20 protein-coding genes are annotated in these 19,515 nt (G+C 69.7%); 11 read left to right on the top strand and 9 right to left on the bottom strand.

What is annotated here, in order from left to right; translation table 11 throughout:
- Positions 1 to 3: 3 nt before the first annotated feature.
- The 4 genes from HQ603_RS16390 to HQ603_RS16375 all read right to left on the bottom strand — a co-directional run bounded on the left by HQ603_RS16390 (position 4) and on the right by HQ603_RS16375 (position 4,723).
- Positions 4 to 1,059 carry a glycosyltransferase family 4 protein gene (locus tag HQ603_RS16390; RefSeq protein WP_222685840.1) on the bottom strand — a complete coding sequence of 352 codons (1,056 nt, stop codon included), beginning with the start codon at positions 1,057 to 1,059 and terminating at the stop codon, positions 4 to 6.
- Positions 969 to 2,342 (bottom strand): O-antigen ligase family protein, encoded by a 1,374-nt coding sequence (locus HQ603_RS16385; protein ID WP_222685839.1) that lies wholly within the window; start codon positions 2,340 to 2,342, stop codon positions 969 to 971. The genes HQ603_RS16390 and HQ603_RS16385 overlap by 91 nt, the downstream gene beginning before the upstream one ends.
- A gap of 10 nt (positions 2,343 to 2,352) precedes the next feature.
- Entirely contained in the window at positions 2,353 to 3,804 is a 1,452-nt protein-coding gene (locus tag HQ603_RS16380; protein ID WP_261773963.1) for a sugar transferase, read from the bottom strand.
- A 190-nt stretch (positions 3,805 to 3,994) separates the two neighbouring features.
- Complete coding sequence (locus HQ603_RS16375; RefSeq protein ID WP_222685837.1) at positions 3,995 to 4,723, bottom strand: GAF domain-containing protein; 729 nt, start codon at positions 4,721 to 4,723, stop codon at positions 3,995 to 3,997.
- Between the two features lie 76 nt (positions 4,724 to 4,799).
- On the opposite strand from HQ603_RS16375, the gene HQ603_RS16370 reads away from it, so the two are divergent.
- Positions 4,800 to 5,924: a beta-xylosidase gene (locus tag HQ603_RS16370; protein ID WP_222685836.1), complete on the top strand. Its 1,125-nt coding sequence runs from the start codon at positions 4,800 to 4,802 to the stop codon at positions 5,922 to 5,924.
- A gap of 292 nt (positions 5,925 to 6,216) precedes the next feature.
- Here HQ603_RS16370 and HQ603_RS16365 read toward each other — a convergent pair whose 3' ends face one another.
- Positions 6,217 to 6,447: a hypothetical protein gene (locus HQ603_RS16365; RefSeq protein ID WP_222685835.1), complete on the bottom strand. Its 231-nt coding sequence runs from the start codon at positions 6,445 to 6,447 to the stop codon at positions 6,217 to 6,219.
- Positions 6,448 to 6,528: 81 nt separating this feature from the next.
- On the opposite strand from HQ603_RS16365, the gene HQ603_RS16360 reads away from it, so the two are divergent.
- From HQ603_RS16360 to HQ603_RS16330, 7 genes are all read left to right on the top strand, one after another.
- On the top strand, positions 6,529 to 7,671 hold the full coding sequence (locus tag HQ603_RS16360) for an alpha/beta hydrolase family protein (RefSeq protein WP_222685834.1): 1,143 nt from the start codon (positions 6,529 to 6,531) through the stop codon (positions 7,669 to 7,671).
- Positions 7,672 to 7,752: 81 nt separating this feature from the next.
- Positions 7,753 to 8,439: a response regulator transcription factor gene (locus HQ603_RS16355; protein ID WP_068102687.1), complete on the top strand. Its 687-nt coding sequence runs from the start codon at positions 7,753 to 7,755 to the stop codon at positions 8,437 to 8,439.
- A gap of 62 nt (positions 8,440 to 8,501) precedes the next feature.
- Positions 8,502 to 9,974, top strand: a complete 1,473-nt coding sequence (locus HQ603_RS16350) for a HAMP domain-containing sensor histidine kinase (RefSeq protein WP_222685860.1) — start codon at positions 8,502 to 8,504, stop codon at positions 9,972 to 9,974.
- 49 nt (positions 9,975 to 10,023) lie between these two features.
- Positions 10,024 to 11,439: a trypsin-like peptidase domain-containing protein gene (locus HQ603_RS16345; protein WP_222685833.1), complete on the top strand. Its 1,416-nt coding sequence runs from the start codon at positions 10,024 to 10,026 to the stop codon at positions 11,437 to 11,439.
- 110 nt (positions 11,440 to 11,549) lie between these two features.
- On the top strand, positions 11,550 to 12,044 hold the full coding sequence (locus tag HQ603_RS16340) for a MogA/MoaB family molybdenum cofactor biosynthesis protein (RefSeq protein ID WP_139277256.1): 495 nt from the start codon (positions 11,550 to 11,552) through the stop codon (positions 12,042 to 12,044).
- 769 nt (positions 12,045 to 12,813) lie between these two features.
- On the top strand, positions 12,814 to 13,434 hold the full coding sequence (locus tag HQ603_RS16335) for an MspA family porin (RefSeq protein ID WP_261773961.1): 621 nt from the start codon (positions 12,814 to 12,816) through the stop codon (positions 13,432 to 13,434).
- 228 nt (positions 13,435 to 13,662) lie between these two features.
- On the top strand, positions 13,663 to 14,103 hold the full coding sequence (locus HQ603_RS16330; RefSeq protein WP_222685831.1) for a hypothetical protein: 441 nt from the start codon (positions 13,663 to 13,665) through the stop codon (positions 14,101 to 14,103).
- 65 nt (positions 14,104 to 14,168) lie between these two features.
- On the opposite strand, the gene mscL is transcribed toward HQ603_RS16330, so the two are convergent.
- The 4 genes from mscL to HQ603_RS16310 form a co-directional block, all read right to left on the bottom strand.
- Positions 14,169 to 14,627, bottom strand: a complete 459-nt coding sequence (mscL, locus tag HQ603_RS16325; protein ID WP_068147422.1) for a large-conductance mechanosensitive channel protein MscL — start codon at positions 14,625 to 14,627, stop codon at positions 14,169 to 14,171.
- A 73-nt stretch (positions 14,628 to 14,700) separates the two neighbouring features.
- On the bottom strand, positions 14,701 to 15,366 hold the full coding sequence (locus HQ603_RS16320; protein ID WP_222676627.1) for an SAF domain-containing protein: 666 nt from the start codon (positions 15,364 to 15,366) through the stop codon (positions 14,701 to 14,703).
- Positions 15,367 to 15,456: 90 nt separating this feature from the next.
- Entirely contained in the window at positions 15,457 to 15,807 is a 351-nt protein-coding gene (locus HQ603_RS16315; RefSeq protein WP_222676628.1) for an FmdB family zinc ribbon protein, read from the bottom strand.
- Positions 15,808 to 15,900: 93 nt separating this feature from the next.
- The gene (locus HQ603_RS16310) at positions 15,901 to 16,494 is read right to left on the bottom strand and encodes a 5-formyltetrahydrofolate cyclo-ligase (RefSeq protein WP_222685830.1); all 594 of its coding nucleotides are present in this window, start codon (positions 16,492 to 16,494) and stop codon (positions 15,901 to 15,903) included.
- A gap of 75 nt (positions 16,495 to 16,569) precedes the next feature.
- On the opposite strand from HQ603_RS16310, the gene HQ603_RS16305 reads away from it, so the two are divergent.
- From HQ603_RS16305 to HQ603_RS16295, 3 genes are read left to right on the top strand one after another with little or no spacing between them, the layout of a single operon-like run.
- Positions 16,570 to 17,526: a UTP--glucose-1-phosphate uridylyltransferase gene (locus tag HQ603_RS16305; protein WP_222685829.1), complete on the top strand. Its 957-nt coding sequence runs from the start codon at positions 16,570 to 16,572 to the stop codon at positions 17,524 to 17,526.
- A 28-nt stretch (positions 17,527 to 17,554) separates the two neighbouring features.
- Positions 17,555 to 18,811 (top strand): molybdotransferase-like divisome protein Glp, encoded by a 1,257-nt coding sequence (gene glp, locus HQ603_RS16300; protein WP_068102676.1) that lies wholly within the window; start codon positions 17,555 to 17,557, stop codon positions 18,809 to 18,811.
- Between the two features lie 17 nt (positions 18,812 to 18,828).
- Complete coding sequence (locus HQ603_RS16295) at positions 18,829 to 19,479, top strand: GNAT family N-acetyltransferase (RefSeq protein ID WP_222685828.1); 651 nt, start codon at positions 18,829 to 18,831, stop codon at positions 19,477 to 19,479.
- Positions 19,480 to 19,515 lie beyond the last annotated feature (36 nt).

The following is a 19,515-nucleotide window of genomic DNA, read 5'->3' as shown; positions in this document are numbered from 1 at the left end:
GCCCTACGCGATCAGGCCGGCGTCGCGGTAGGCCTGCACGGTGCGCTCGGCGGTCCGCTCCCACGTCAGGTCGGCCATCGCCCGCCCCGCCTCGGCCACGAGGTCGGCGCGGGCGGTCTCGTCGAACAGCAACGGCCCCATCGCTTCCGCCCAGGCGCTGGGCCGCTCGTTCTCGAGCAACACCGCGCCCTTGCCGACGACCTCGGGTAGGGCGCCGACCGCGCTGGCGACGACGGCCCCTCCGCAGGCCATGGCCTCCACCGGCGGCAGTCCGAAGCCCTCGTACCGAGACGCGTACGCGGTGACCGTCGCCGCGGCGTAGAGGGCGGGCAGGTCCTCGACGTCGACGTACCCCAGGCCCGTCGCGTATCGCGGTTTCGAGGGCCCGGTCGACCCGGCGCCCGCCAGCAGGCACGGCACTCCGAGGTGCTCGGCGGCGTCGGCCACGAGCTGGACGTTCTTGCGGGGCTCGACCGTGCCGACCTGCATCACGAAGGTCTCGGGGAGGCCGTACTTGGACCGCACCGCCTCCACTGCGGCGGGCGCCGGCGGGGTGGCCCAGGCCGCGGGGGCCAGCTCCACGACGGTGGCGCGACGGCCGGACACCGCCTCGATGCGGTCGGCGGTGAACTGGGACACCGCGATCAGCAGATCCGCTCGGCGCAGGGATCGACGTACCAGGCGCTGCTCGCCCGCGGCGCGCAGCCGGGACGACGCCGACGGCATGTCGATGACGGACACGTCGTGCACTGTCGCCACCGTCGCGCCGCGGGTGCCGAACGGTAGGTCGACGTCGAGACCGTGGACGATGTCGTGCGCCCCGACGGGCAACGCGCCCAGAGCGGCTCGAACGACGCCGTCGCTCACCGGCCGCGGCAGCGGCTCGATGTCGGCGGGCAGGTCGCCGACGGCATCCTTCTGCACCACCGCCGCGAGCTCGGCGTCCGGCAGCTTGCCGGGCAGCTCGTTCAGGAGCTCGCGAATGTAGGTCTGGACGCCGGAGCCGCCCGGTCGGAGGGCGAGCGCCCCGTAGACGATTCGTGTTGTGCTGCGGCGCATCCCACTACTCCTAACAACAGCCAGAAATACACGTCGATGGGGAAGATCTCGAAGTACGTCGCCACCAGGGACGCGAAGAGCGACGCCACGATGGACGCTCCGACGCCCAGCGTGAGTGCGCCGTCCTGTCCCGGCAGGGTCCGGGACAGTCGGGTGCACCAGAGCAGCGAGGACAGCAGCAGGGCGATCACGGCCCACAGACCGATCGGGCCCAGCTCGAGCGCCGTCTTCACGTAGTAGTTGTCCGGTTGGTAATTCGTGGACAGGCCGGAGAAGACGGTGCCCTGCGCCGTCGAGATCCGGTCCGCTGCAGCGCCGCTCGACCCCAGGCCTTCCCCGAACGGGTGGGTCCGAATCTTCTCGATGACCTCGTTCCACCGCCCGGACCGTTCGTTCAGGCTGGACGAGGAGAAGAAGACGGACGTGATCGTGGGGACGAACGGCAGGATCGCCCCGATCAGCACGGCGACCGCGATCACCGGGGCGGCGAGCGCGCGGAAGCGGATGACGATCATGTAGATCGCGCCGACCGCGAGTCCCAGGATGGCCGCGCGCACGATCGCGGTGGACATGGCCACCACCATGACCGGGGCGAAGCACAGGAACAGCAGGTTCCGTCGTCGAGACGGATTCGCGAGCGCCACCGCACCTCCGACGAGCAGCGAGAGCATCACGTAGAGACCGAAGGGGAAGGGCAGATTGAACGTCGAGAACACGCGCAGCAATCCGCCGGACGTGCGGACCTGGGTGCCGTACTCGTAGCCGAGGGAGACCAGAAAGGCCGGTCCCGCGAGCAGTTGGGCGATGCCGACCAGCGAGGTGAACGCGCCCATGCCCATGAGGACGCTCACCAGGTGGTCCCGGTCGCGTGCGTCGAACGGCGCGAGCCACAGGACGACGACGAGCAGCAGGTAGAAGAACGTGACCTTGATGCCGACGAATCCGATGACGCCGAACGAGATCAGCGCCGAGGCGACGCCGAAGGCCACGAACAGCGCCGCGGCCGGCCACCAGGGCAGCAGGATGGTCGGGGCGGCCACCTCGCCGGCCGGAACGCGGCGACGGCGGAGCCACGCGCAGATCAGGGTGTAGAGGAGCAGGCCCTCCTTCCACCCGGAGACTAACCCCGGCAGCGGCAGGATCACCAGGAGGCCGTTGAGCGGGACGAACGCCGCCAGCAGCAGGACGCCGAGCTGCGGGCGGAAGTACACCGCTCTGGCCACGATCACGGCGGCGATCGCGACGACCAGGGCGGCGAGGACGGCGATCGCCGTGGTGATCACCGGATCACCGTCAGTCCTCGGCCTTCTTCAACACGGCCGCGACGGTGAGGAACAGGATCTTGATGTCGAGTGCCAGCGACCAGTTCTCGATGTAGTAGTTGTCCCACTCCGCGCGGTCGGCGATGGAGGTCTGTCCGCGCAGTCCGTGCACCTGTGCCCATCCGGTCACACCGGCCTTGACGCGGTGTCGCTCGCCGTAGCGACGGATCTGCATCTCGAACAGGTCGACGTAGGCCGGTCGTTCCGGGCGCGGCCCCACCAGGGACATGTCGCCTCGCAGCACGTTGAGCAGCTGAGGCAGCTCGTCCAGGGACGTCTGACGCATGAGCTTGCCGATCTTCGTCCGTCGATCCACGCCCTCCACGCCACCGGGGGCGGCCCCCTCGGTCAGCTGGAAGTCGGCGTCGGACGCACGGGGCGGCCGCATCGACCGGAACTTCAAGCAGCCGAACGGGACTCCATCGCGGCCGATACGCTCCTGGGAGAAGAAGATCGGGCCCGGCGAGCTGAGCTTGACCAGGATCGCCAGCGTGAGGAAGACGGGGGAGAGCACCAGGACCCCGAGGCCCGCCAGCGTGCGGTCCATGGCGCCCTTGACCAAGAACTGCCAGCCCTTGGGGTCGACGTGCGGGAGAACCATGAGCGGGAGGCCGCCGAGGTGCTCGACGCGGGTGCGCACACCCACCGTGTCGAAGAGGCGGGGAACCACCCAGACTCGCATCTTGTTGCGATGCGCCGCCCTGATCATCTTGACCAACTGCTCGGTCGGAACGTCGGCAAAGGCCACGATGAGTTCTTCCGCCCCCGTTGCCTTCACGGCGGCGTCGAGGTCGCTCGGCAGCCCGAGATAGGGCACGGTGAACTCCGCCGGCGCATCCGACGGGACATCGTGGACGGGCGCCTTGTCCAGGACGCCGACAGGGTTCAGGCCGTATTCGGGGAACTGCTTCATCCGCGCGGCGAGTTGGTGCACGACGGGCCCGCCCCCGACGATCAACGTCGGGGCCTTCGACTTGCCCCGAACGCGCAGGTAGCGCTGGATCGTCGTGCGGAGGAAGCGGGCCAGGGCGACCAAAACGGCGGCGGCGATCCAGACCCGGACCATGAAGATCCCGGGGCGGTACTCGGTGCCGAGGGTGATGAGGAGGGCGAGGATCAACAGAACGGACAGGGCGACCGACGTCTGCACTGGCCCGATCTCGTCAAGGAAGTTGCGCCGCAGCCCTCGCCGGTACATCGAGCGCGACGCGAGCAGGAGCAGCAGGAGCGGGACGAAGAGCCACGGCACCCAGCCGTAGTCGACGCCGCCCGAGCCGGGCCAGTTCCGCGCCACGAGGATGGCGAGAACGGCGGCCACGACGTCCCCGGCCACCGACAGTGCGGTGTAGGCCGGGTCGGCTCGCAGCCGATCGGCGAGCGAGTGGCCTGCCGGCCCGGCCGCTGGAAAGCCGTTGTCCGACAGCGTTTCTCGCGACTCCAGTGTGTCGGACACCAGCTGTTCTCCGTCCGGGTTCGACGATGACCTTCGTGCAATTCGTAGCCTATCCCATAAAAGACGGAACACACTTATGAATGGTCACGAGGCCATTACGAGAAAAGGACCGACAGACAGAAAAAAGCGCTGGCGCTCGGCTTACGGTCGGGAACGGCGGTCAGTCGAAGATCTGCTCTCGAACGATCCACGCCAGATCCTTGAGAATCTGGATGTGGCCGGTGGTCCACTGCCGCGGCTGCTGGTCCCACACGCAGAGCGTGCCCAGCGCATGACCGCCGTCGTCGAGCAGGGGAATGCCCAGATACGACACCCAGGTCTTGTCCAGAACGCCCGGATGGTCCGCGAACAGCTCATCGGTGCGGGCGTCCTCCACCACCAGAGGCCGGCCCGTCTCCACCGCGTAGCGGCACACCGACCGCCCGACGGGCATCTCGGTGATCCGGTCGTCGTTGTCGCCGAGACCGACTGCGGCCTTGAAGAATTGGCGCTTGTCGTCCACCAGAGAGACGGCCGCGATGGGAACCCCGAGCGCGTCCGCCGCCATGGCGACCAGTCGGTCGTATTTCGGATCCGGTGGGGTGTCCAGCAGGCCAGTGTCGCGCAGCGCCTGCAGGCGGGCGGCATCACGGATGACGGAGTCGAACGGGATGCCGTCGTCGGGGGCGGACTCTTCGGCCGGCGCGGGGGTGGGGGCCGCGTCCTGCGCGTCCCGCATCGTGCGCAGCATGCGGCCGAGGTCGGAGTCGGCGTCGTCCGCCAGTTCCTTGACCAGTCGCGTGACCACGGCGCGTCGCACGTAGGCGTCCACGGACTCACCGCTCTTGTCGGCTTGCTGGGCGAGTACCTCGTTGAGACGGTCGTCGAAGCCGGCCATTCCGGATGTCATTGCTCCGATGATAATGCAGACTCCGTGCATTCTGCGGTGAACATTTGCCGTGACACGGCGCGGTAGCATCGGCGACGTGACATCGCGGCGTGCACGCGTGGGGGTTCGCGTCGTCCTCACGGCATTCCTGGTTGCGTTCGCGGCGCTCTCCCCGCTCGGCCCGGGCCTCGCGGCCGCGCAGGCTCCGACGAGCTGCACCACGGCGTCGGGGTCCACGCAGGTGGGGGGATCACCCGGCGCGTTGTTCGGTGGTCTCTCCGACGCGGATCTGGCGCGGGAACTCGATCTGGCGCGGGACGCGGGCATGTTCGCGGTGCGTATCGACGTCGACTGGTCGGTGATCGAACCGGTTCGCGGTGACCGTGATTGGAGCGTCCCCGACCGCATGGTCGACGCGATCACCGCGCGCGGCATGTGCGTTCTCGGCATCGTGACCTATGCGCCCGAGTGGGCGCGCGTGGCCACGGCCGTCGACGAGGATTACGGGCGTCCTGCGGACCCGGGTCGTTTCGCCGAATTCGCCGGAGCCGCCGCCGAGCGCTACCGCGACCGAATCTCGTTGTGGGAGATATGGAACGAGCCCAACCTCGCGACCTACTTCAAGCCGGCGCCGGATCCCGTCGTCTATGCCCTGATGTTGCGTGGGGCCTACCGCGCGATCACGCGAGCGAATCCGGATGCCGTGGTGGTGGCGGGCGGAATGGCGCCCGGGTCCGCCGCGGCCGGTGGCATCCCGGCCGTCGCGTTCGTTCTCACGCTGTACGAGCTGGGGGCGGTGCGGTACACCGATGCGCTGAACGTGCACCCGTTCACGTTTCCCGGCCTGCCGAACGACGCACCGGCCGCCGGGGACGCGGACGGGAATTCGGCGATGGTGCTGTGGCCGATACGCGACATCATGGTCGCCCGCGGCGACGCCGCGAAGCCGGTGTGGATGACGGCCGTCGGAGCGCCGACGGGCACGGCCGAGGGCGCGGTGTCGGAGGAGGGGCAGGCATCGACCGTGCGCATTCTGCTGAATGCGACCGTGGGGAATTCGTGGCTGGGGCCGTCGTTCGTCTACGCGATCCGGGACAACGGAACGGACGAGTCGGTTCTCGACGACAATTTCGGCATCGTGCGACGCGATTACACGCCGAAACCGGCGTTGGCGGATGTCAGGGACTTCACCCGGCTGTATCCACCCAACGCCGGTCGGTGACCCTCAGCGACGACGGTACTGCTCCGCTGTCTGGCGTCCGGCGAAGTCGAGATCGCGTCCACCGGACAGCAGGGCGACGGCCAGCGCGGCCGCACCGAACAGTGCGAATGCGATCATGGGTTCCTCCTGGTGTGCGGGTCGGCGGCGCCGTGGCGGCCACCGCTCTGCTCACATGATTGCCCGCAGCGCGGTGCTTTTCACCGAACTGAGGGCGACTCCACCCCGCCTCCGTCGGCATGACGCGCGTCACGATAGGTGTGTCGCGCGGTCACGGTTACCCCTGCGGGTCGGTCTACTCGCGCAGCCCGTCGGCCAGTTCGCACGCGCGACCCACGTAGCGCCGCGCGAAGACCTCCAGAGCGGAGTCGGACAGTTCCGCGCACCCCACCCGCCGGAACCAGTGTTCGAGGTCCACCAGGCGGGCGCCGAGCTCGACCCGATGATCGTCGAGCGCGCCGAGTTCCGCCGCGAGGGCCTGCAGTTCCGCGACCTTCACTGCCACCTGATGCGCTGCGACGTCCATGTCCTCAGCGTACCGATTATCGAACACATGTTCTAGTTAATTGCTCGCCCACCCTCGCCACCGACGCGATACTGTGACGCCGTGCCGAACCGCGTCGCATCAGCCCTGCTCGTGACCGCCGCGACCGCGGCGCTCGCCCTCGTCCCGGTGTCCGTGGCAGCTGCCGAACCGACCGCACCGCCCGGCACGCTCGTCGCGTCGGCACCGTCGCCGGCGCCGATCCCGGGCAGCGCCGATGCGCAGCGCATCACCTACTGGTCCACCGGCCCGCAGGATCGACCGGCCCTGAGCACGGGCGGCGTCTACCTGCCCGCCGGCACCCCGCCCGAGTGCGGATGGCCGGTACTCGCCTGGGCGCACGGCACCTCCGGCCTCGGGGACGACTGCGCACCGTCCGTCATCGGCCCGACCCTCCCCGAGCGGGACTACCCGTACCTGCAGCGCTGGCTGGACGAGGGGTACGCGATCGTCGCCACCGACTACGTCGGCCTCGGCACGCCGGGTGTCCATCCGTATCTCGACGGGAAGACCTCGGCCCGCAGCGTCGTCGACAGCGTCACCGCGGCCCGTGCGCTGCATCCCGAGTTGTCGAACCGCTGGGCGGTGGTGGGCCAGTCGCAGGGCGGCGGCGCCGCGGTGACCACCGCGCGGTACGCGACGCAGTTCCAGGCCGCGGACCTCGACTTCCGCGGTGCCGTCGGCACCGGCGTGCCCGCCAACATTGAGCTCGCCCTGCTGCCGCTGGGACCCGGCGTGCCGCCGGTGGCGATCTCCGACGGCCTGACGGAGTACGTCCTCTACATCCTCGCCGGGCTGCGCAGCGCGCGCCCGGACATCGACCTCGACTCCTACCTGACCCCGCTCGGACGCGAGTGGGTCGACCGCGCGGAGACGGTGTGTGCCGTGCCGTTCGAGGAGGAGGTCCGGGGGCTGCGGCTCGGGGATCTGTTCTCGCGACCCCTCGCGCAGGTTCCCGATCTCTACGGAGTCCTGAACGGCTACATGGGCGTGCCGACGTCCGGCTACGACCGGCCGGTGTTCATCGGTCAGGGCCTCGCGGACGTCGACGTCCCCGCGCCGAGCGCGCTCTCGCTCGCCGCGGCGATGACGGCCAACGGAGAGCCGCTCACGTTCCGGACCTACCCCGGCGACCACAGTGCCGCATTCCGGGACTCGCAGCCCGACGCCATCGCCTTCGTGAACGGACTCTTCGGCCGGGGCTGACGAGTCGGGACCCGGCAGCATCGTCGTGATCGGGCGGGGCCCTCTCAGCACCATCTCAGTCGCTCGGGCCACACTGATCACATGCGCATTCTGGTGACCGACGACGATCGTGCGGTGCGCGAGTCGCTGCGCCGCTCGCTGACGTTCAACGGCTACACCGTCGAACTCGCGTCCGACGGTCTCGACGCGTTGGAGAAGGTGGCGTCCGACCGACCCGACGCACTCGTTCTCGACGTGATGATGCCGCGTCTCGACGGTCTCGAGGTGTGTCGCCGCCTGCGCAGCACCGGGGACGACCTGCCGATCCTGGTGCTCACCGCGCGTGACTCGGTGTCCGAGCGCGTGGCGGGCCTCGACGCCGGCGCGGACGACTACCTGCCCAAGCCGTTCGCCCTCGAGGAGCTGCTGGCCCGCCTGCGGGCATTGCTGCGCCGGACCGGGGGAGAGCTGGGGCCGGACAGCGAGACCATGACCTTCGCGGACCTCTCGTTGGACCCCGTCACGCGTGAGGTGCGCCGCGGCGAGCGGCCGATCAGCCTGACGCGCACCGAGTTCTCCCTGCTCGAGATGCTGCTCGCGAACCCCCGCCGGGTGCTCGGGCGCAGCCGCATCCTCGAGGAGGTCTGGGGATACGACTTCCCGACGTCGGGCAACGCCCTGGAGGTCTACGTCGGGTATCTGCGACGCAAGACCGAGGCGGACGGCGAGCCGCGACTCATCCACACCGTCCGCGGCGTCGGGTACGTGCTGCGCGAAACGCCGCCGTGAGCCTGCGCCCACCGTTCGGCCGGGCCGCCCACGGCCGCCGCGGTGACGCCGCGTCGCCGCACATGCGCCCGCCGATGCCGCTCACCCGGTCGGTCTCGTTGCGGTGGCGCGTCACCCTGCTGGCGGCCTCCGTCGTCGCCGTCGCCGTGGCCGTCATGGCCCTCGCCGCGTACGCGGTGGTCTCGCGCGCCCTGTACGACGACGTCGACAACCAACTTCGGACGCGCGCGGACTCGCTGATCGACACCAATCTGGTCGCCTTCGATCCCCGTTACGTCGCCGGGGCGACGCTCTACAGCACCGATGTCAGTGTGGCGCTGATCTTCTCGGACCTGACCAAGTACACCCCGCCGGGATCGACGGTGCCCATCGGGGAACCGGAGATGGACGTCGCCCTCGGCCGCACCGACACCTCGCTGCGGACCGTCGCGGGCGCGCGGGTGCTCGCGGACCGCACGCAGGACGGCAGCACCATCGTCATCGCGCAGCGGCTCCAGCCGACCGGGGAAGTGCTCGAGCGACTCGCCTGGGTGCTGTTCATCGTCGGTGGGTGCGGCATCGGCCTGGCCGCCGTCGCAGGAACCACGGTGGGGCGCACGGGACTTCGGCCGATCGGCCGTCTCACCGCCGCCGCCGAGCGGGTCGCCCGCACCGACGACCTCACCCCCATTCCGGTCACGGGCAACGACGAGTTGGCCAGGCTCACCGAGAGTTTCAACACCATGCTGCGGGCCCTGGCCGAGTCGCGGGCACGGCAGAGCCGGCTGGTCGCCGACGCGGGCCACGAACTTCGCACTCCGCTGACGTCGCTGCGCACCAACATGGAACTGCTCATCGCCTCCGGTCAGCCCGGTGCGCCGCGCATCCCCGAACAGGACATGGCCGAACTGCGGGCCGACGTCGTCGCTCAGATCGAGGAACTGTCGACCCTCGTCGGGGACCTCGTCGATCTCGCGCGCGAGGACGCTCCCGAGGACGTCTTCGAACGCGTCGATATGGCCGACGTAGTGGAACGCAGCCTCGAACGCGTCCGTCGGCGTCGCAACGAGGTCACGTTCGACGCCGTCCTGACGCCGTGGATCCTCTACGGGGACGGCGCGGGACTCTCGCGCGCCGTGCTCAACGTGCTCGACAACGCGGCCAAGTGGAGCCCGGCCGGAGCGACCGTCGAACTGCAGATGCTCGCGCGGGACGACGGGCTGCTCGAACTCACCGTCGCCGACGCCGGACCGGGCATCGCACCGGACGAGCGCGAATTGGTCTTCGAGCGCTTCTACCGTTCCACCGCGTCACGGTCGATGCCGGGATCCGGGCTGGGTCTGGCGATCGTCCGTCAGGTGGTGCTCAAGCACGGCGGCACCATCGCCGTCGAGGACTCCCGGTGGGGCGGGACGCTGATTCGGATCGTGCTCCCCGGGGAATCAGCGACCGTGGGGCGGCCGGGCAGGGCCGTGAACTCACAGGACCCCGACAGGGCGGGCTCAGTCCCCTCTCAGGGCGGCCCGGCATCGTCGACTGCAGACGAGGTGAACTGACCGGCCCGCGTCGGCAAGGACGACGACCGGTAGGACGATGGAGTGAGACATGAGCGACGACCGCAACACCGGTGAGGGCAACCGCGAGAACGCGCCCGGCGGCTCCGGTAACTCCGCGCAGGGTGGATCCGACGATCGGACTCCCGGCACGGGATCCCCGCAGCAGCACCCGCAGGGTGGGTGGAGCGGTTACGGGGGGTCCGACCCCCGCACGCAGCAGTACGGCGGGTCGGCCTACGGGCAGCAGCACTCCACCCAGCAGCACCCCACCCAGCAGCACCCCACCCAGCAGTTCGGCCCGTACCAGCAGCCGCCGCAGTACTACGGTGCGCCCGGTCAGGCCGCGACTCCCCAGTCCTCGCAGCGCAAGCCGGGACGCACCGCGCTGGTCGCCGGCGCCGTCGCGCTGGCCCTGCTGAGCGGCGGCATCGGCGGCGCGGTGGGTGCGCTCGCGACCGGCTCGTCGAACGGCGGCGTGACCAACGCGCTGAATCAGCCCGTCACGCAGGCGAATCAGGCAGCCAACGCACCCGACGGATCGGTGCAGGCGGTCGCCGCGAAGGTCGTGCCGAGCGTCGTGCAGATCCAGGTGACCGGGCGTACCGGCGAGGGCGAGGGTTCCGGCGTCATCCTGTCCTCCGACGGGCTGATCCTCACCAACAACCACGTCGTGTCCGGGGCCGGCGCGGGTGCGCGGCTCGAGGTCAGCTTCAGCGACGGCAGCACGGCCGGCGCCACCGTCGTCGGCACGGACCCGTCCTCCGACATCGCGGTCATCAAGGCGCAGGGCCGCAGCGACCTGCAGCCCATCGAACTCGGAACGTCCGACGGTCTGCAGGTGGGCCAGGGCGTCGTCGCCGTCGGCTCGCCGCTCGGACTCGCCGGCACGGTGACCTCCGGCATCATCTCCTCACTGAACCGGCCCGTCGCGACGTCCGGACAGTCGACCGACCAGACGACCGTGATCGACGCGATCCAGACCGACGCCGCGATCAACCCCGGCAACTCCGGCGGCGCGCTGGTGGACATGAGCGGCAAGCTGGTCGGCATCAACAGCGCCATCGCCACCCTGGGCGCCGGCGCGAGTTCGGCGGAGTCGCAGAGCGGGTCGATCGGTCTCGGCTTCGCGATCCCCGTGGACCAGGCACGTCGCATCGCCGACGAGCTGGTGCAGAGCGGCAAGGCGACGCAGGCGATCATCGGCATCAGCGTGCCGAGCCGCGACGACGCCAACGGTGCCACCGTGCTCGGCGTGACGGACGGGGGGCCCGCGGCACAAGCGGGAATTCCGACCGGCGCCGTGGTGACCAAGGTCGACGACCGCGTCATCTCCAGCGGCGACGCTCTCATCGCGGCCGTGCGCTCCCACGCGCCCGGTGATCAGGTCTCGGTCACCTACGAGCAGGGCGGTCGATCGAACACCGTCTCGGTGACCCTCGGGACCGCTCCGAGCGGGGGCAACTGATGCGGGGGCCGCGCTTCGTCCGCGACAGCGGACACCTGACGACGGTGGTCGGGCACGTGGAGTTCGTCTCGGGTTCTGCGCCCGACGGCCCGGGCATTACGGTGAGCGATATGAACATGGATGCACCCGTCGCCGGTCGTGCCCTGGTGGTGGTCGTCGACGACCGCGCCGCTCACGGTGAGGCGGATCAGACCGGACCGCTGGTGACCGAACTGCTCACCGAAGCCGGCTTCCTGGTCGACGGTGTCGTGGTGGTCAGCAACGACGAGGTCGACGTGCGTAACGCCCTGAACACCGCCGTCATCGGGGGAGTGGACCTGGTGGTCTCGGTGGGCGGGACCGGAATGTCGCCGCGCGACGTCACGCCAGATGCGACGGCCGAGGTCCTGGACCGCGAGCTCCTGGGCATCAGCGAGGCACTGCGGTCCTCCGGTCTGGCGGCCGGCTCGCTCGACGCGGGTCTGTCGCGCGGCCTCGCCGGAGTCTCCGGCAGCACCCTCGTGGTCAACCTCGCGGGCAGCCGCGCTGCGGTCCGCGACGGCATGGCCACCCTCACGCCCCTGGCCGCTCACGTCATCGGTGAGTTGTCGAGCCTGGACGGCTGAGATCTCCGATCACGCGCCGGACGAGATCGGCGACCGGACGAACGACTCGAGCCGGGCCCGCGCACGACGGGCCCGGCTCGATCGTGTCTTCGGGGACGTCCTGCCCGAGCCGACGTCCGACGACGCGCCGGAGGCATCGGAGCGGTCGCGCGGGGGCGACGACTGGTGGCGTTCGCAGCGACCGCCCCACTACGAGTGATCTGTATTTGTGATCTGCATCACTGTGAACCTCCACAGTGACCCCGTCGATTCTGCGCGAGTTCACCGGATGTTTTCTTCCGGGCGAGTGTCCGCGCGACCGCTACCAAAGGGTAGAAGTGACGCGTGGGACTCGTGACCGCGGCGTGACGGCACTTCCGCTCACTCGTGACCCAAAAAAGTCCCATGTCACGCGCCGTGACCCGAAAGAGACCTCGTGTTTCCGCCGTTCGGCCGCGTTCGGGCGCCCCTCGTTGCGCAACGAAAAGTGTTGTGTCGGGAGTTCACAAGGGCGAAACACACGGGCGTGAGTTCGCGTCGCGGCTTCTCGTCGTAAGTGTTGTCAGCCCCCCGTCCGCCCTCTAAGGTTCCGTTCAGGTTCATCGGCCGACGCTGAATCGATACGAGACTGCGTCGGATTCGTGGTCCTGCTCAGACACGACGCGCGAGTCACGAACTCGCCGTCGCCGCCTGATACGGTTCGCTCGCCAGCGGCCGTTCGGGAGGATCCGAGAGCCCGACAGCGCACCCGGCGCACACGCGTGCCGGGACGAACATGATGAGGAAATACATGAGGATTCAGAAGTCCGTGCGTGCAGCAGTGGTTGCCAGCGCCGCAGTCGTCGGCCTGGTCGTCGGCTCCGGATCGGCCTCGGCGGCTGTCGACGATTCCAACTCCATCGTCGACGGTGGCGGCAACACCATCACGGTCTCGCAGAGCGACACCTTCATCAACTCCGTCTTCCCGCTGGACGGCAGCCCGCTGACCCGTGAGTGGTTCCACAACGGTCGCGCGATCGTCGACGTCACCGGCCCCGACGCCGAAGACTTCTCCGGCACCGTCACCATCGGCTACCAGGTCGGTTACCCGGCCTCGCTCGGTGGCGAGCTGACCTTCGATTACACGACGCCGCAGATCGGTCTCGAGATTGGTTCCGCTACCACCACCACGGTTTCGGACATCCTCCCGCAGGCCGGCGTCGGCGTGACCCTGGAGCCGGGCCCCGGCATCGAGACCGTCGAGGTCGCCTCCGGTGCTGCGTCGGGTGCGCACACCGAGATCCAGATCGCGAACCTGCACGGCACCGCCACCAAGATTGCCGGCAATGTCTCGGTTCGCCCCTACGTGCAGGTCGTCTCCGACAACGGTGACGTCGCCACCACGTTCGGCCAGCCGTGGCGCTTCAACTGATCCAGCCCTGACGGCCGAATCGGCTGCCGATCGGCCCGCTGATCGGTAAAACCCGAACACCGCACGAAGCCCCATCCGAATTCTCGGGTGGGGCTTCGTCGTGTTCGGGAGCGGCTCGAGGGTGGGTGACAACGGCACTGGGCCATGTCTCGTCCATCGTCACGAGGCGCCCGATCCTGCACCGCCCCACCGGCTTCGGGCCCGACTCGGTGAGGTTGAATGGGGGACATGACTTCTCTGTCCACTCGTTTTCTCACCGCGAGCGTCGCCTCGGTCGCCGTCCTGGGCCTGGCGGCCTGCGGGGGCGGTGACTCCGGCGGCGGCAACAGCGAGAACGCCTCCGCCTGCAGCGAATTCGAGACCACCTACAACGAATTCACGGCCCTCGTGAAGGCCGGCCCCGCCGACAGCGACGTCCAGCTGTGGACCGACGCCAAGACCGCCGAACTGCAGAAGTTCCAGCCGCTGGCGGACACCGCCACCGGCAACGTCGAAGGCGCCCTCGGCACCCTCATCGGTGCTCTCCCGGAGGACTCGCTGGAGCTGAGCGAGCCGGACAGCGAGTCGGGCAAGGCCTTCGTCGCCAACTCGACCGCGGTGGCCGACGCCTGCTCCGCAGACGGAACTCCGATCGAGCTGAACGACTTTCCGCTCCTGAGCTTCAACTGAGCTCGAGCCGAACGCACGAAGGCCCGATCCCGCCGCGCGGGATCGGGCCTTCGCTCGTCTCGGGGTCAGCTGGGGGTGCTGCCCGGCGTCGTGCCACCCGTCGACGGTCCGGTGACGCCGTCCTTCGTGGTGGTGACGCCGTCGGCCCGGCCCTCGGCGAGCAAGTCGCGGATCTGGATGAGGATGTCCTGATCGCTGAGCGACTTCTCCTTCTTGGTGGCGAAGCGCTTCTTGGCGGTGTTGACCGGCAGGATCAGCACGAAGTACACCACCGCGGCGATGATGACGAAGTTGATGACCGCGGTGATCACGGCGCCGAGGTTGACGAACGTCGCGTCGTTGCCCGCGCGGATGAAGAAGCCCCATCCGAGATCGCTGCTCGCCCCGATCGACGAGATCAGGGGGTTGACGATGTTGCTGGTGAACGCGGTGACGATCGCGGTGAACGCCGCGCCGACCACCACGGCGACCGCCAGATCCACCACGTTTCCGCGGAGCAGGAAATCCTTGAAACCCTTGAGCATGCACCTCACCCCTCGCTAGGACTGCGTCTGTTAGACCGGGAAGTTCGGACCCGATCCGAACGGCGCGAGAAGCCTAACGCACCACCACGGTGAGGGCGTCGGTCAGCGACGCCGCGGCGACGCGGGTGGCCGCGGCCGCCGGTAGGGCGATCAGTACCACTCGGTCTTGTCGAGTGGTTCCCGTGCCGGCCTCCGAGACCAGGACGACGAGGGCGTGGTCGGCCAGCACGTCGGGGGTCGAGGGCAAGTCGCCACCGGACACGTCACCTGCGCCCCGGACGACGTCGACGACGTCACCGATCCGCAGGACGTCGGCCACCGAAGGATCGGCGAGGCGCACCGGGACGATGCGGGCGTCGTCGTCCCTCGTGCCCGCGGCGGCGAGCTCCGGGCCGAGCAGTCGGACATCGGTGAGGATCTCCCCGGCGCGAACCGGGCCGGCGACGGTGCGGTCGACCGCGTGGGCGAGGTCGATCAGGGGAGCGGTCGGTGCGGTGTCGTCCTCGACGGCCGTCATCTGCACCTGATCGGCCGTGACGACGACGCCCGGCATCAGGTCGACGGTCGCGGTGACCACGGTGACCGTCCTCCGGTCGGGATCGGGGCGCACCGCCGCGACCAGAGCGAGGACGACGAGAAGACCGGCGATCACCCGTCGTGACGCGGGCGAGGTCAGCCGCGGGGGCAGAGCCGGGAGGCGATCGAGGAGGCGAGGCGAGAGCGGAGAGCGGGGCGTCACGCGCCGAACGCTAGGAGACGGCCGCGGCCCGACGCGGCCGAGCCGAGGTGCCCGGGGACAACCGACGGCTTGTCCCCGGGGTGCGGAGGATCAGCTTGCGGCGGCGGTGCTGCTCGTGCTGGAGCTGCTGCTCGAACTGCCGGTGCTGCCGCTCGAGCTCGAGGTGGAGGGCGCCGACGACCCCGACGACGACTTGTCGCTGCTCGACGAGGATTCCTTGCTGCTGCTCGACTCGGATCCGGCGGATTCGCTGCTGCTCGAGCTGCCGCGGCTGTCGTTGCGGTAGAAGCCGCTGCCCTTGAAGACGATGCCGACGGTGTTGAACAGCTTGCGCAGCTTCCCGGAGCACTGGGGGCAGACCGTCAACGAGTCGTCGCTGAACGACTGAACGATGTCGAACCGGTTGTCGCACTCGGTGCAGGCGTAAGAGTAGGTAGGCACGTTTCCTCCGTGGTCGGACCTGATTGGCACTCTACAACCGACAGTGCCAACCCCGGCAATCGAGCAACGCTCACCAGGGGCGACGCATTCCGCTCACTCCAGCGGCAGCGGTCGCAGGCCGCCGCCCGGAGTCAGCACGTGGGTCATTCGCACGTCGTGGCCCTCGGTGGGCAGCCGGTCCACCAGGTCGTCGTCGTACACCACGCCCACCAGCCACGCATCGGGCGCCGCGAGGTGGAGGGTGCGGTCGTAGAAGCCGGCGCCGCGGCCGAGTCGACCGCCCCGACGATCCACTGCCAGGGCCGGCACGAGAATCACCGCGGCATCGCCGATCGTGTCCGGCGGCAGGACCGGTCCGGACGGCTCGAGCAGACCGTGTCGAGCGGGAACCAGCGAGTCCGGGCCCGTGTAGTGCGCCCAGGACATCGGACCCGGATCACCCGCGATCGGCAGCAACACGGTGACACCCGCCCGCATCGCGGCGTCGAGCATGGCCGTGGACCCGGGCTCTCGACCGATCGGTACGTACGCTGCCAGGGCTCGGTCACCACAGTCGCGGAGACGAGAGGCCAAAGTCCCGACGGCGTGAGAGAGTGCCTCTGACGCGTCCACGCGGTACCCGTCGTCCAGGCCCCGTCGAGCGGCCCGGGTGCGGTCTCGCCAGGCGCGTTTGTCGTCGTCGGTCACGGGGGAAACCCTAGGGTCTTCGCGATCGGGCTTCGCGAACGGAGTTCGCGTTCTACAAGGATGGGAAACAGGCGCATGAGTGCAGCAGGCAGTGGGTCCGAGACCGGCGGCAAGAATCCGCCCTTCCGGACAGCCGTCGTGCCCGCCGCCGGTATGGGCACGCGCTTCCTGCCCGCCACCAAGACGGTGCCGAAGGAACTGCTGCCCGTGGTGGACACACCCGGTATCGAACTGGTCGCCGGCGAGGCTGCCGAGGGTGGGGCCGCGCGGCTGGTCATCGTGACCTCGCCCGGCAAGGACGGCGTGGTCGCCCACTTCGTCGAGGACCTGGTGCTCGAGAACAAGCTCGAGGAGAGCGGCAAGCTGAAGCTGCTCGAGAAGGTGCGCGTTGCGCCCAAACTGCTGGACGTGAAGTCCGTCGTTCAGCAGAAGCCGCTGGGACTCGGGCACGCGGTCGCGTGCGCCGAGGAGGCGCTCGACGACGACGAGGACGCCATCGCCGTGCTCTTGCCGGACGATCTGGTGATGCCGCGCGGCGTGCTCGACGTCATGTCCCGCGTGCGCGCCAAGCGCGGCGGGTCGGTGCTGTGCGCCATCGAGGTGCCCGAGGAGGCGGTCTCGGCGTACGGCGTCTTCGACACCGAGGTCGTGCCCGACGCGTCGAACCCCAACGTGCTCAAGGTCAACGGCATGGTGGAGAAGCCCGCGAAGGAGGAGGCGCCGTCCAACTTCGCCGCCGCCGGCCGATACCTGTTGGACCGGGCCATCTTCGACGCGTTGCGACGCATCGAGCCCGGCGCCGGCGGTGAGCTGCAGCTCACCGACGCCATCGCCCTCCTCATCGAGGAAGGCCACCCGGTCCACGTCGTCGTCCACCGTGGGGTGAGACACGACCTCGGAAATCCCGGGGGATATCTTCGTGCTGCGGTTGACTTCGCGTTGGAACGCGAGGATTACGGCCCGGCACTGCGCGAGTGGCTCCAGGAGCGCTTGAGCGACAGCTGGGCACCGGAGCTCACCACCTACGAGTGACGCGCCGGTCGACGGATGGAAGGTGCGGATGCGCTCGGTCGAAGAGCAGCAGTCGAGAGTGACGGCTGCGGCGGTAGCTCCCCGGCCGGTGCGGGTCGCCATCTCCGAGGCGCAGGGCCTGCTCTGCGCGGAGGAAGTGGTCACCGAGCGCCCGCTGCCCGGCTTCGATCAGGCCGCCATCGACGGGTACGCCGTCCGTAGCGTCGACATCGCTGCCGCCGGATCCGCCGTCGACGAGAACGACGAGCCGGTGGACATCACGTTGCCCGTCGTCGGCGACGTCGCCGCCGGCTCGCGTCAACCCATTCGGCTCCAACCGCGGCAGGCGGTCCGCGTCGACACCGGCGCTCCGCTGCCCACCCTCGCCGACGCCGTCCTCCCGACCGACCACGCCGAACTGGTTCGCGGCCGCATCAAGGTCCTCGCTCCCGTCCGGTCCGGCGACTACGTGCGGCGCATCGGCGACGACGTGCAACCCGGCGACGTCGCCGTGCGGTCCGGCACCATCATCGGGGCGGCGCAGGTGGGCCTGCTGGCCGCCGTCGGCCGCGACAAGGTGCTGGTGCATCCCCGCCCACGCCTGTCGGTGATCTCGCTCGGCGGGGAACTCGTCGACATCGAACGCACCCCCGGTCAGGGGCAGGTGTACGACGTCAACAGCTACGCCCTCGCCGCCGCGGCACGGGACGCGGGCGCCGACGTCAACCGCATCGGCATCGTCTCCTCCGACCCCACCCGATTGCGAGAAGTGGTGGAGGGCCAGCTCATTCGGTCCGAGATCGTCGTCATCGCCGGTGCCGTCGGCGGCACCGCGTCTGACACGGTCCGCGCCGCGCTCGAGGATTTCGGCGACATCGAGGTGGGCCGCGTCGCCATGCATCCGGGGTCGGTGCAGGGCTTCGGGCAGCTCGGCCGGGACGAGGTCCCCACGTTCCTTCTGCCGTCCAACCCCGTGAGCGCGCTGGTGGTGTTCGAGGTGATGGTGCGTCCGCTGGTGCGCATCGCGCTCGGCCGTCGGCAACCGATGCGACGCATCGTCACCGCCCGCACCGTCGGTCCGATCACCTCGATCGCCGGGCGTCGCGCGTACCTGCGCGGCCAACTCATGCGCGACGAGGGGACGGGCGAGTACCTGGTCCAGGCACTCGGCGGGGCACCGGGCAGCTCGTCCCACCTCCTCGCGACCCTCGCCGAGGCGAACTGTCTGGTGATGGTCGACGCCGACGTCACCGAGGTGCGCACCGGCGAAGAAGTCGAGGTCGCCTTCCTCGCACAACGGGGCTGAGCGGTAGCTTTCGGTCCATGGCGCGATCGTGGTCGGCTCACCCCGGGTGGCCGGCGAAACTGGGACCCCTCGTGGTGTCCGCCGGGTCCGTGACGGTGCGGCCCGTTCGACTGCGCGACGCGTCGGCGTGGTCGCGCACCCGCCTCGAGAACCGCGCGCACCTCGAACCGTGGGAACCGACCGGCGAGGCGCCGTGGGACGTGCGGCACGCGATGTCGTCGTGGCCGCCGCTGTACTCGTCGCTGCGCTCGGAGGCCCGCCGCGGCACCATGATGCCGTTCGCCATCGAACTCGACGGCGCCTTCTGCGGCCAGTTGACGGTCGGCAACATCGTGCGCGGCGCGCTGCGCTCCGCGTGGATCGGGTACTGGGTGGCGCGCGACGCCGGCGGCGGGGGAGTGGCCACCGCCGCCCTCGCCATGGGCCTGGACCACTGCTTCGGGCCCGCGAAACTGCACCGCATCGAGGCGACCGTGCGGCCGGAGAACCAAGCGTCGCAAGCGGTTCTGCGCAACGTCGGCTTCCGGCAGGAGGGGCTGCTGAAGCGGTACCTCGACGTCGACGGCGCCTGGCGGGACCACCTTCTGGTCGCCATGACCGTCGGGGAGGTGCCGGGGACGGTGTGCGACGTGTTGGTGCGGGGTGGCCGGGCGTCCTGGCCGCGGTAGTTCTGTCCCTGCCCGCCCCCTTCTCCTGTTCCCCTT

The organism is Rhodococcoides corynebacterioides (assembly GCF_019834675.1).
In the GTDB taxonomy this organism is placed as follows: Bacteria; Actinomycetota; Actinomycetes; order Mycobacteriales; family Mycobacteriaceae; genus Rhodococcoides; species Rhodococcoides corynebacterioides_A.
Note: the sequence above shows the minus strand (reverse complement) of the source record. Positions and strands in the feature narration are given on the sequence as shown.

Excerpts from the sequence above, each read along its gene's own strand:
- HQ603_RS16390 (WP_222685840.1), bottom strand. The coding sequence starts at position 1,059 with ATGCGCCGCAGCACAACACGAATCGTCTACGGGGCGCTCGCCCTCCGA.
- HQ603_RS16375 (WP_222685837.1), bottom strand. The coding sequence starts at position 4,723 with ATGACATCCGGAATGGCCGGCTTCGACGACCGTCTCAACGAGGTACTC.
- HQ603_RS16365 (WP_222685835.1), bottom strand. The coding sequence starts at position 6,447 with ATGGACGTCGCAGCGCATCAGGTGGCAGTGAAGGTCGCGGAACTGCAG.
- HQ603_RS16355 (WP_068102687.1), top strand. The coding sequence starts at position 7,753 with ATGCGCATTCTGGTGACCGACGACGATCGTGCGGTGCGCGAGTCGCTG.
- HQ603_RS16350 (WP_222685860.1), top strand. The coding sequence starts at position 8,502 with ATGCGCCCGCCGATGCCGCTCACCCGGTCGGTCTCGTTGCGGTGGCGC.
- HQ603_RS16345 (WP_222685833.1), top strand. The coding sequence starts at position 10,024 with ATGAGCGACGACCGCAACACCGGTGAGGGCAACCGCGAGAACGCGCCC.
- HQ603_RS16340 (WP_139277256.1), top strand. The coding sequence starts at position 11,550 with ATGAACATGGATGCACCCGTCGCCGGTCGTGCCCTGGTGGTGGTCGTC.
- HQ603_RS16335 (WP_261773961.1), top strand. The coding sequence starts at position 12,814 with ATGAGGATTCAGAAGTCCGTGCGTGCAGCAGTGGTTGCCAGCGCCGCA.
- HQ603_RS16330 (WP_222685831.1), top strand. The coding sequence starts at position 13,663 with ATGACTTCTCTGTCCACTCGTTTTCTCACCGCGAGCGTCGCCTCGGTC.
- mscL (WP_068147422.1), bottom strand. The coding sequence starts at position 14,627 with ATGCTCAAGGGTTTCAAGGATTTCCTGCTCCGCGGAAACGTGGTGGAT.
- HQ603_RS16305 (WP_222685829.1), top strand. The coding sequence starts at position 16,570 with ATGAGTGCAGCAGGCAGTGGGTCCGAGACCGGCGGCAAGAATCCGCCC.
- glp (WP_068102676.1), top strand. The coding sequence starts at position 17,555 with ATGCGCTCGGTCGAAGAGCAGCAGTCGAGAGTGACGGCTGCGGCGGTA.
- HQ603_RS16295 (WP_222685828.1), top strand. The coding sequence starts at position 18,829 with ATGGCGCGATCGTGGTCGGCTCACCCCGGGTGGCCGGCGAAACTGGGA.